Source organism: Polaromonas sp. P1_A2, assembly GCF_056406895.1.
This window is the reverse complement of the sequence record NZ_JBFTZI010000003.1, coordinates 265118-275037: the sequence shown is the minus strand read 5'-3', so window position 1 is coordinate 275037 and position 9920 is coordinate 265118. Positions and strand designations below refer to the sequence as shown.

The 9920-nt window shown below is 68.5% G+C and carries 8 protein-coding genes; 4 read left to right on the top strand and 4 right to left on the bottom strand.

The window, feature by feature from the left end; genetic code table 11:
• Positions 1-4: 4 nt before the first annotated feature.
• Both AC1D09_RS13380 and ppc read right to left on the bottom strand, forming a co-directional pair.
• Complete coding sequence (locus AC1D09_RS13380) at positions 5-232, bottom strand: hypothetical protein (RefSeq protein ID WP_477661167.1); 228 nt, start codon at positions 230-232, stop codon at positions 5-7.
• A 424-nt stretch (positions 233-656) separates the two neighbouring features.
• Positions 657-3542 carry a phosphoenolpyruvate carboxylase gene (gene ppc, locus AC1D09_RS13375; RefSeq protein WP_477664094.1) on the bottom strand — a complete coding sequence of 962 codons (2886 nt, stop codon included), beginning with the start codon at positions 3540-3542 and terminating at the stop codon, positions 657-659.
• A gap of 117 nt (positions 3543-3659) precedes the next feature.
• Here ppc and hemC point away from each other — a divergent pair, with 117 nt between their 5' ends.
• Genes hemC through AC1D09_RS13355 form a run of 4 tightly spaced genes read left to right on the top strand, consistent with a single transcriptional unit; the run spans position 3660 to position 7915 of the window.
• Complete coding sequence (gene hemC / locus AC1D09_RS13370) at positions 3660-4622, top strand: hydroxymethylbilane synthase (protein ID WP_477664093.1); 963 nt, start codon at positions 3660-3662, stop codon at positions 4620-4622.
• Positions 4622-5449: a uroporphyrinogen-III synthase gene (locus AC1D09_RS13365; RefSeq protein WP_477664092.1), complete on the top strand. Its 828-nt coding sequence runs from the start codon at positions 4622-4624 to the stop codon at positions 5447-5449. Before hemC ends, AC1D09_RS13365 begins: the two co-directional genes overlap by 1 nt.
• Positions 5446-6600, top strand: a complete 1155-nt coding sequence (locus AC1D09_RS13360; protein WP_477664091.1) for a uroporphyrinogen-III C-methyltransferase — start codon at positions 5446-5448, stop codon at positions 6598-6600. Before AC1D09_RS13365 ends, AC1D09_RS13360 begins: the two co-directional genes overlap by 4 nt.
• Positions 6601-6625: 25 nt before the next feature.
• Positions 6626-7915, top strand: a complete 1290-nt coding sequence (locus AC1D09_RS13355; protein ID WP_477664090.1) for a heme biosynthesis HemY N-terminal domain-containing protein — start codon at positions 6626-6628, stop codon at positions 7913-7915.
• A gap of 14 nt (positions 7916-7929) precedes the next feature.
• On the opposite strand, the gene AC1D09_RS13350 is transcribed toward AC1D09_RS13355, so the two are convergent.
• Both AC1D09_RS13350 and AC1D09_RS13345 read right to left on the bottom strand, forming a co-directional pair.
• Positions 7930-8472 (bottom strand): DUF805 domain-containing protein, encoded by a 543-nt coding sequence (locus AC1D09_RS13350; RefSeq protein WP_477664089.1) that lies wholly within the window; start codon positions 8470-8472, stop codon positions 7930-7932.
• A gap of 74 nt (positions 8473-8546) precedes the next feature.
• Positions 8547-9917: a DUF58 domain-containing protein gene (locus tag AC1D09_RS13345; protein WP_477664088.1), complete on the bottom strand. Its 1371-nt coding sequence runs from the start codon at positions 9915-9917 to the stop codon at positions 8547-8549.
• Between the last annotated feature and the right edge of the window lie 3 nt (positions 9918-9920).

The following is a 9920-nucleotide window of genomic DNA, read 5'->3' as shown; positions in this document are numbered from 1 at the left end:
ACGCTCAGGCTAAGGCAAGCAAGCCGACACAGATCGCCATGATGAGCGCGACCGTCACGATGCGCGGCGAGACCACCGAATGCGCGGACTGCAGCCCGCTCTGGAGCGTAAAGAAACGGCCGCGCGAATGCGCGCACTGGTCCATGTGCGACGCCAGGTCGGCGGCGTCGGTGGAAACAAAATCGTTATGAATGGCCGACGGTGTGTCGGCCATGATCTCCAAAGTGGTCATGATTTTGCGCTCCGGGCTGGGGTGGGCAATGCGTGCGGAATGCGGCATTGCTCCGAGTTCAAGAAGCTGCTCACGATCCAGACGGAGCCATGAACAGCTTCTAGCACCATGCTAAGACCCGGCACCGCAAGGTGCCATCGGAAGACGCTGGAGTTTGTCTAGGACAAAGCCTACACAACAGGGGGAGTATGCGCTTCTCGAATACCCCTACCGTTTGCTAACCCGGCGCGGGTGGCGTCGTTGATGCCGATGCGACCTCTTTTGAGGCCTGCTGGCCGGGGGTTGCCCGGCGGCAACTCACTTTCTTTTGGCGAAGCAAAAGAAAGTTACTGGCCGCCGGGCCACTCCCGGCCAGCAGAACTAAGAAGAGGAAGGAGGAGGATGAGGAGGCAGAGAGCGCCCCCGCCGGAGCAAGACCCGGCCCCTAACCCGTATTCCGAAGCCCGGCCGCGATCCCGTTGATCGAAATATGAATACCCGTCTGCACCCGCTGGTCCGCCTGACCAGCCCGGTAGCGCCGCACCAGCTCGACCTGCAGGTGATGCAGCGGGTCGATATAGGGAAAGCGGTGGCGTATGGAGCGCTGCAGCGCGGCGTTGCCGGCCAGGCGCTGTTTTTCGCCGGTGATCAGGGCCAGGGCGTCGGCCGTGAGGTGCCATTCGGCCTCGATGGCGCTGAAGATTTTTTTGCGCAGGCGCGCGTCGCCGACCAGGTCGGAATAGCGCGAGGCCAGGGCCAGGTCGCTCTTGGCGAGCACCATGTCCATGTTGCTGAGCAGGGTGCGGAAGAAGGGCCACTGCTTGTACATTTTCTGCAGCAGCGCCAGCGCCTCTTTGCGCGCGGCGGGTGTGCCGCCCTGGCCCAGCATGTGTGCGATGGCCGAGCCGAAGCCGTACCAGCCGGGCAGGGTGAGGCGGCACTGGCCCCAGCTGAAGCCCCAGGGAATGGCGCGCAGGTCTTCGATTTTTTGCGAGGCCTTGCGCGAAGCCGGGCGCGAGCCGATATTGAGTTCGGCGATTTCGCGTATCGGCGTGGCGCTGAAAAAATATTCGGTGAAGCCCGGGGTGTCGTAGACCAGCGTGCGGTAGGCCGCCATGCTGGCCTGCGAGAGTTCGGCCGCGGCCTGCAAAAAGGCCTTGGTCGCGGGTTTTGTCGGCTGCAGCAGCGTGGCTTCCAGCGTGGCGGCGACCAGGGTTTCCAGGTTGCGCCGGCCGATCTCGGGATTGGCGTATTTGGAGCCTATGACCTCGCCCTGCTCGGTCAGGCGTATCTGCCCGCGCACCGTGCCCGGGGGCTGGGCCAGGATGGCCTGGTAGCTGGGGCCGCCGCCGCGGCCCACGGTGCCGCCGCGGCCGTGGAACATGCGCAACTGGATGTTGTGCGAGTTGGCGAGCACGTCGAACAGCTCGACCAGCGCGATCTCGGCGCGGTAAAGCTCCCAGTTGCTGGTGAAGATGCCGCCGTCCTTGTTGCTGTCGGAGTAGCCGAGCATGATGTCCTGCTCGGCACCGCTGCGCTTGACCAGCTGGGCGATGCCGGGCAGGGCGTAGAACTCGCGCATGATGGGCGCGGCATTGCGCAGGTCTTCTATGGTCTCGAAGAGCGGCACCACGATCAAATCGTTCGTCGCGTTGCTGTCCAGCGTGCCGTGCATCAGGCCGACCTCTTTTTGCAGCAGCAAGACTTCGAGCAAATCGCTGACGGTTTCGGTGTGGCTGATGATGTAGTGGCGTATCGCTTCCTTGCCGAAGCGCGCGCGCGCCGTGCGGGCGGCCTCAAAAATCGCGAGTTCGCTTTGCGCATGGGCCGAGTAGGCGCTGCCGACCACACGCAGCGGCCGCGCGTCGTTGAGCAGGCCCACCAGCAGCGCGCGCTTGGCGGCTTCGTCGAGTTTGCCGTAGTGGGGCTCTATGCGCGCGGCGGCCAGCAGCTCGGCCACCACTTCCTCATGCTTGTCGGAGCTCTGGCGCAGGTCGACCGTGGCCAGGTGAAAGCCGAAGACCTCGACCGCGCGTATCAGCGGGTGCAGGCGCTGGGCGATCAGGGCCTCGCCGTGGTGGGCCTTGAGCGAGGCTTCAATGGTGCGCAGGTCGGCCAGGAAGTCCTCGGACTTCAGGTAGGCGTTCTGCGGCGCGACGGCGTGGCGCGCGGCATCGCCGCCGGTCAGCTCCTTGAGCGTGGCGGCCAGGCGGGCATAGACGCCGGTCAGGGCGCGGCGGTAGGGCTCGTCCTTGCGGTGCTCGCTGGTGTCGGGCGAGCTTTCGGCCAGGGCGCGCATCTCGGGGCTGAAATCGACCAGCATGGCCGACAGCGAAAGCTCGCCGCCCAGGAAGTGGACCTCGGTCAGGTAGTGGCGCAGCGCCACCTCGGCCTGCCGGCTCAGCGCGTAGTTGAGGGTCTCGGCGCTGACGTTGGGGTTGCCGTCGCGGTCGCCGCCTATCCACTGGCCCATGCGCAAAAAGCTGTGCACCGGCTGGTTGCCGAGTTCACGCTCGAGGTTGGCGTACAGCTTGGGGATTTCGCGCAGAAAGGTGGCTTCGTAATAACTGAGCGCGTTCTCGATCTCGTCGGCCACGGTGAGCTTGGAAAAGCGCAGCAGCCGGGTCTGCCACAGCTGCATGACGCGGGCGCGCAGCTGGGCCTCGTTGGCGGCCAGTTCGCGCGGCGTGAGGGCGTCCTTGGCGGCGTTGTGGGCCAGGGCCAGCGCCTTGATGTCGTCGCGCGCGGTCAGCAGCTGGGCGATGTCGCGTTCGGCGTCCAGGATGCTTTTGCGCTGCACCTCGGTGGGGTGGGCGGTGAGCACGGGCGAGACAAAGCTGTGCGCCAGCGTATTGGAGATGGTGCGGGTCGAGATGCCGGCCCAGCGCAGGCGGGCCAGCGCCACTTCGATGCTGCCTTCCTGGGTGTCGCCCGCGCGCTCATGCACGGCGCGGCGGCGTATGTGGTGGCGGTCTTCGGCCAGGTTGGCCAGGTGGCTGAAATAGGTGAAGGCGCGTATCACGCTGACCGTCTGGTCGCCCGACAGGCCCTTGAGCAGCTTTTTGAGGGCCTTGTCGGCTTCGGGGTCGGCGTCGCGCCGGAAGCTGACGGAGAGCTTGCGCACCTGCTCGATCAGCTCATAGGCGGCCACGCCTTCCTGTTCGCGGATCACGTCGCCCAGGATGCGGCCCAGCAGGCGGATGTCTTCCACCAGAGGACGTTCGTTGTCTCTGGAACGTGTGGAGGTTTTGGTGGCAACGGCTGCGGCAGCGTCTTTGGCGCCTTCGCTGACGTTGTGTTTAACCTTCTTGGCGCGCGCGGAAGTGACCATTTCTACCCTCTAGTTCTGAGTCTTGTCTTGAGCCTTGCATGCTAGCATTCACTTCCCCCAGTTATTACAAGCAGGTTACGAGTGTCAGCAGCGATTCAGCCATCCAACCCCCCTGATATGAAGAAGGTGGTCATCGCCACACGCGAGAGCCGCCTGGCGATGTGGCAGGCCGAACATGTCAAGGCCTTGCTTGAGTCGCGCCTGGGCTGGCAGGTCGAGCTGCTGGGCATGACCACCCAGGGCGACCAGATCCTGGACCGCTCGCTGAGCAAGGTCGGCGGCAAGGGCCTGTTCGTCAAGGAACTCGAAGTGGCGCTCAGCGAAGGCCGGGCCGACCTGGCCGTGCATTCGCTCAAGGACGTGCCCATGGACCTGCCCGAGGGCTTCGCGCTGGCCTGCGTGCTGGAACGCGAGGATCCGCGCGATGCTTTTGTGTCTAATCAATTCGCCGGCCTGGCCGATTTGCCGCAGGGCGCGGTGGTGGGCACCTCCAGCCTGCGCCGGCTGGTGCTGCTCAAGGCCTTGCGGCCCGACCTGGTGATACAGCCGCTGCGCGGCAACCTGGACACGCGTTTGCGCAAGCTCGATGAAGGCCAGTACCAGGCCATCGTGCTGGCGGCCGCGGGCCTGAAGCGCCTGGGGCTGGAGTCGCGCATACGCGCCACCTTTGAGCCGGCCCAGATGCTGCCTGCCGCGGGGCAGGGCGCATTGGGCATTGAAGTGCGCGCCGATCGTGCGGACCTGCTGGCCGCGCTGGCCACGCTGGCGCACCAGCCGACCTGGCTGGCCGTGACGGCCGAGCGCACGGTCTCGCGCGCCATGGGCGGCAGTTGCTCCATGCCGCTGGCGGCCTTCACGCAGGGCGCGGCGGCGGGCGGCAGCATGCAGCTGAGCGCCGCCTGGGGCGACCCGGCCACGGCCGAGGCGCCGTCCGGCAGCGCCGCCCCGTTGGCGCCCCTGGTGCAGGTCAAACAAAGCGCCCCGGTGCGCAATTTCGCCGAGGCCGAAGCCCTGGGCGAAGCCGTGGCGGCGCAACTGCGCGCCGGCGGCGCGGTCTGGGCCGGCAAGGGCCAGGCCTGATGCAGCCCATGCCGGCGCCTGCGGCCGGTGCGGCCCCCATTATCGTGACGCGTCCCGCGGCGGATGCGCAGCACTGGGTGCACGAGTTGCGGCAGGCCGGCTTCGCGGCCGAAGCGCTGCCTTTGATCGATATCGCGGCCGCGCTTGACACCGGCGCGCTGGCGCGGGCCTGGCAAACGCTGGACCGCTATGCGGCCTGCATGTTTGTCAGCGGCAATGCGGTGGCGTTTTTTTTCGAATCTCCTTCGGCGGGTGGCTTGCCGCCCACCCTGCGCCTGATGGCGCCCGGGCCCGGCACCGTGGCGGCCTTGCTGGCCGCGGGTGTGCCTGCCGCACAGGTCGATGCGCCGGCCGCCGACGCCGGGCAATTTGACTCCGAGGCGCTGTGGGCCGTGGTCGGGCAGCGTGACTGGCGAGGCAAACGCGTGCTGGTGCTGCGCGGTGAAAGCCCGGACGCCGCGGGCGGCGCGGTGTCCTCGGGGCGCGACTGGATTGCCCGCCAGTGGGAAAGCGCAGGCGCCCAGGTGGATTTTGTCGGCGTGTACCAGCGCCGCGCGCCCCGGTTCAGCGAAGCGCAGCTGGCCCGCGCGCGCGCCGCCAGCGCGGACGGTTCGGTCTGGCTGTTCAGCAGTTCGGAAGCGCTGGCCAACCTCCTGCGCGAGTCGGCACTGGCCGGTGTGGACTGGCGCGGCGCCCGCGCGGTGGCGACGCACCCGCGTATCGTGGACGCGGTGCGTGCCGCGGGCTGGGGTGTTGTTGTGGCGTCACGCCCCGCCCTGACGGACATCAGGGAGACATTGGCCTCGATAGAATCTCTTTATCCATGAGCGATCCCCATATAGCCCAGCCCACGCCTTCCACGCCCGACAAGGAGCCTGTGCTGGAGCGCGCTCTGGTGGTGGCCGAACCGCTGGTCCCCACGCCTGATGCCTGGCTGGTGCCGCGCAAATGGGCACTGGGGGTGGCCGCGCTGGCGGCCGGCGGCCTGCTGGCCAGCGGCCTGCTGTGGCAAAAACTGGCCACCATCCAGGAAGAACTGGCTCGCCGCAGCCTGGATTCCGGCGCGCAGGCCATCGAAGCGCGCGCGCTGGCGCGCCAGGCCCAGGAAGCCACGCGCGAACTCTCGGCGCGGCTGGCCATCCAGGAAACCCGCATCAGCGAAGTCAGCCTGCAGCGCACCCAGCTTGAAGAACTGATGCAAAGCCTGTCGCGTTCGCGCGATGAAAACCTGGTGGTGGACGTGGAGTCCGCGCTGCGCCTGGCGCAGCAGCAGGCCCAGCTCACCGGCAGCGCCGAACCGCTGCTGGCCGCGCTCAAGTCGGCCGACCAGCGCCTGGCACGCGCCGCCCAGCCGCGCCTGAACCCGCTGCAGCGCGCCATCGCCCGCGACATGGACCGCATCAAGGCCGCGACCCTGACCGACGTGCCGGTGCTGATGCTCAAACTTGACGAACTGGCCCGCCTGGCCGACGACCTGCCGGTGGCCAATGCCATGGTGGCCAACAGCCCCTTGCGCGCGGCGCCCGCCCTGGCCGTGCACGCACCGGCCGCGCGCGCCAGCGCGCCGGCGGCCGACAAGCCCGCGGAGGGGATGTTTGACAAACTTTCGCTGAGCGCCTGGTCGCAGCGCACGCTGGACAACCTGCGCGAGGAAGCCCGCAAGCTGCTGCGCGTGAGCCGTATCGAGCAGCCCGAGGCGGCCCTGCTGTCGCCCGAGCAGTCCTTCTTCCTGCGCGAAAACCTGAAGCTGCGCCTGCTCAATGCGCGCCTGGCCCTGCTGTCGCGCCAGACCGATTCGGTGCGCGCCGACCTCGCCAGCGCCAGCGCCTGGCTGGGCAAGTATTTTGACCCATCCTCGCGCAAGACCCAGGCCGCGGCCCAGCTGCTGGCCCAGGTGCAAGGCCAGCTCAAGACCAGCGAGCTGCCGCGCCTTGACGAAACCATGGCCGCGCTGGCCACGGCGGCCGCGGGCCGCTGATTCTTCGCAAAGGCAGGACACACGCATGCGCGCCGCCCTCTGGCTACTGGCCCTTTTTGGCGTGGCGGTTGCCGTGGCGCTGTTCGCGGGCAACAACCAGGCCGTGGTGACCGTTTTCTGGCCGCCGCACCGGGTCGATATTTCCTTCAACCTGGCGGTGATGCTGCTGGCCGGGCTGTTCTTTGTGCTCTACCTGGCGCTGCGCGCGGTGTCTGCGGTGTTTTCGCTGCCGGCCGAGGCGCGGCGCTGGCGCGCCCAGCAAAAAGAGCGCGCCATGTACGGTGCCCTCATGGATTCGCTGGCCCACCTGCTGGCCGGGCGCTACATACGCTCGACCAAGTCGGCGCAGAACGCGCTGGCGCAGGAAAAAAGCCTGCGCCCGCTGGCCGACCACTACAGCCACGTGACCGGCCACAGTTCCAGCCGCGGCGCCCAGCTGCGCGCGCTGGCCCACCTGCTGGTGGCCGAGGCCGCGCAGTCGCTGCAGAACAAGGGCCTGCGCGACCAGCACCTGCACCAGGCGCTGAAAAGCTCGGCGCCGCGCCATGCGCAGGAAGTGCGCGAGGGTGTGCAGTTCCGCGCGGCGCGCTGGGCGCTGGACGACCGCGACGCTAGCGCCGCGCTTGACTGGCTGGCCCAGCTGCCGCAGGGTGCCTCGCGCCGCACGCTGGCGCTGCGCATGAAGCTGCGCGCCTCGCGCCATGCGCGGCAGACTTCGCAGGCGCTGGAAACCGCGCGCCTGCTGGCCAAGCACCGCGCGTTTTCGCAGGCGGCGGCGCAAAGCATCATCCGCGGCCTGGCGCTGGAGCTGCTCAACGACGCGCATGACCCGGTGCAGCTGCAGCAGGCCTGGTTTTCACTCGACCAGAGCGAGCGCGCCATGCCCGAGCTGGTGGTGCATGCCGCGTCGCGCCTGATGGCCTTGCACGGCGAGCCGGAGCTCGCGCGCAGCTGGCTGCTTCAGGTCTGGGACGCGATGATGCAGCCGCGCTCGGACATCGGCGACAACCTGCGCATCAAGCTGATCGGCGTGCTGGAAGCCGGCCTGGATTCGCTGGATGCCGCCTGGCTGGCGCGCATTGAAACGGCCCAGCTGAGCCGGCCGCGCGACGCCAACCTGCAGTACCTGGCGGGCATGGCCTGCCTGAACCGCCAGCTCTGGGGCAAGGCCCGCCAGCTGCTGTCGCAGGCCGCGCCGGCCCTGCAGGACGTGGCGCTGCACCGCAATGCCTGGCGCGCGCTGGCCGTGCTGGCCGAGCAGCGCGAGGACGAAGCCGCCGCCGCGCAGGCCTACAAGCGCGCCGCGCAGATCTAAAACCGGTTGACGGTTTAAGGCTTGACCACCTGGGCCGCCTTGGCCCGTTGCGTATAACCCTGGTAAGCCGGCAAGGCGATGGCGGCGATGATGCCGACGACCATGATGACGGGGAAGGCCAGGCCGCCTATCTTGACCAGCGTGGTGTTGGGCGGCGGAGGCGCACCGAAGCGGTTGCCGCCCTTGGTGCCCGGGTTGAACAGCCAGACCAGGCCCACCAGCGGGATCAGGGCCAGCAGTATGGTCCAGCCGGACCATCCCATGTCGTGGCTGCGCTGTATGCTCAGCAGCACAATGAAGATAAAGTAGGGGATGGTCGCCAGCATGCCGAGCACGCCGGCCGCTTTGCCGAAACCGAGGGCGCCGGCAATAAGGCCCAGCACGACGGCCGCTGCCAGCATCAGCAGGTAGCCGCCCAGGTTGTAGGCCAGGTAGCGCAGCCGGCCGACCCGGCCCCTGGCCGAAAACAGCTTGACGGGCTGCACGCCCGCCTCATTGTCAAAAACATCGTCCACCACGGCCTTGGGCGCTGCATACGGGTTCATTGCTTCGGACATCGCATCCCTCCTGTTGTTGAGACCCGAAGGATAACCGTTGCCGGGGCGCCTGTGGACCCCTCTTTGAACCGCTCTTACAGCAGCCCGGCGCGCTTGACCGCATGGTAGCGGTTGACCAGCGAGACGGCCAGTTGCGCGGGCTCCACGTCCATGGAGAGCGGGTCCGCGCCGACCACGCGCGCGAAGGCGTCGCGCCGCGACTGCGTGAACAGGTGGGCGGCGGCCACGTCGACCGCGTCCGCGGGGGTGGACAGGGCCTGGCCGGCGATGCGGCCCAGCACGCGCTCGCGCAGGCTGGCCACCAGCACCAGGTGCTGGCGGCGCAGCAGCTTGATCGCCGGGCGCAGCTCTGCGGCGTCCTCGTCGCGGAAATTGGTCAGCACGATCACCAGCGCGCGCCGGCGCTGCACGCGCAGCAATTCCTGGGCGGCCAGCAGGTAGTCCGAATGCATGGCGCCGGGCTGGATGTCGTGCAGGCGATTCATCAGGGCGTTGAGCGTGGCCGCGCCCTTGCGCGGCGCGAAATCGCGGCGCTGCCCCGGCAGGACTCCGAAGGTCATGGCGCCGACCTCGTCGCCCTCTTTCAGGGCGACGTAGCTCAGCAGCATCAGCGCGTTGAGGGCTTCGTCGAAATGGCTGCTGCCTGGGGCCCCGTCCTGCTCCGGCCCGCCTTCGTCGGCGCGCATGCGGCGGCCGCAGTCAAGCAGGAAGAACACGCACTGGTCGCGGTCGTCCTGGAATTCGCGCACGATGGGCCGCTGGTGGCGCAGCGTGGCCTTCCAGTCGATGTGGCGCAGCGAATCGCCGGTCCGGTAGTCGGCCAGCTGGCGGAAGTCGGTGCCCTGGCCGCGCTGCACATAGGTCTTGATGCCGATCTGCGCCAGCCGCCGGTCGCCGGACAGCCAGGCGTAGCGCGCCAGCGCGGCGAAGTTGGGGTACACGCGCAGCTTGCCGGGCTGGCCCAGCGACTGCTGCACTTCGAAGCAGCCGCCGCGGCTGCGCCAGCGCAGCTGGGTGCTGCCGAAAAGCGCCACGCCGCGCTCGCGCGCCGTCACCGTGTAGCGCAATTCGGCGCGCGAGGCCGGCGGCACGGTCAGGGATTGCGGCAGGCCCTCGAAGGCAAAGCGCGGGTCCACTTCGTCGAACACGGTCACGGACCAGGCCAGCGGGCCTTCGTTGACCAGCACCAGCGTGAGCACGGTGGGCACGCCCAGCGAAAAGGCGCCGGGCAGCGTGCGCTCCATGCGCAGCGGCGCCTGGCGCCACAGGCGCCGGCTGCGCCAGAGATCCAGCAGCGCGGCGGCCAGCGCCGCCAGCAGCACGGCGCCGGCCAGCAGGGCCAGCGTGCCTACCGGCAGGCCCGCGAGCAGGGCCAGGCAAGCGGCCACGGCGGCGCCGGCCAGCGCCTGGACCGTGCCTGCCGTGGGAATCACCAGCCAGCGCATGCG

Coding starts and splice junctions, on each gene's coding strand:
- AC1D09_RS13350 (WP_477664089.1), bottom strand. CDS start 8,472: ATGTCCGAAGCAATGAACCCGTATGCAGCGCCCAAGGCCGTGGTGGAC.
- AC1D09_RS13360 (WP_477664091.1), top strand. CDS start 5,446: ATGAGCGATCCCCATATAGCCCAGCCCACGCCTTCCACGCCCGACAAG.
- ppc (WP_477664094.1), bottom strand. CDS start 3,542: ATGGTCACTTCCGCGCGCGCCAAGAAGGTTAAACACAACGTCAGCGAA.
- AC1D09_RS13365 (WP_477664092.1), top strand. CDS start 4,622: ATGCAGCCCATGCCGGCGCCTGCGGCCGGTGCGGCCCCCATTATCGTG.
- hemC (WP_477664093.1), top strand. CDS start 3,660: ATGAAGAAGGTGGTCATCGCCACACGCGAGAGCCGCCTGGCGATGTGG.
- AC1D09_RS13355 (WP_477664090.1), top strand. CDS start 6,626: ATGCGCGCCGCCCTCTGGCTACTGGCCCTTTTTGGCGTGGCGGTTGCC.
- AC1D09_RS13380 (WP_477661167.1), bottom strand. CDS start 232: ATGACCACTTTGGAGATCATGGCCGACACACCGTCGGCCATTCATAAC.
- AC1D09_RS13345 (WP_477664088.1), bottom strand. CDS start 9,917: ATGCGCTGGCTGGTGATTCCCACGGCAGGCACGGTCCAGGCGCTGGCC.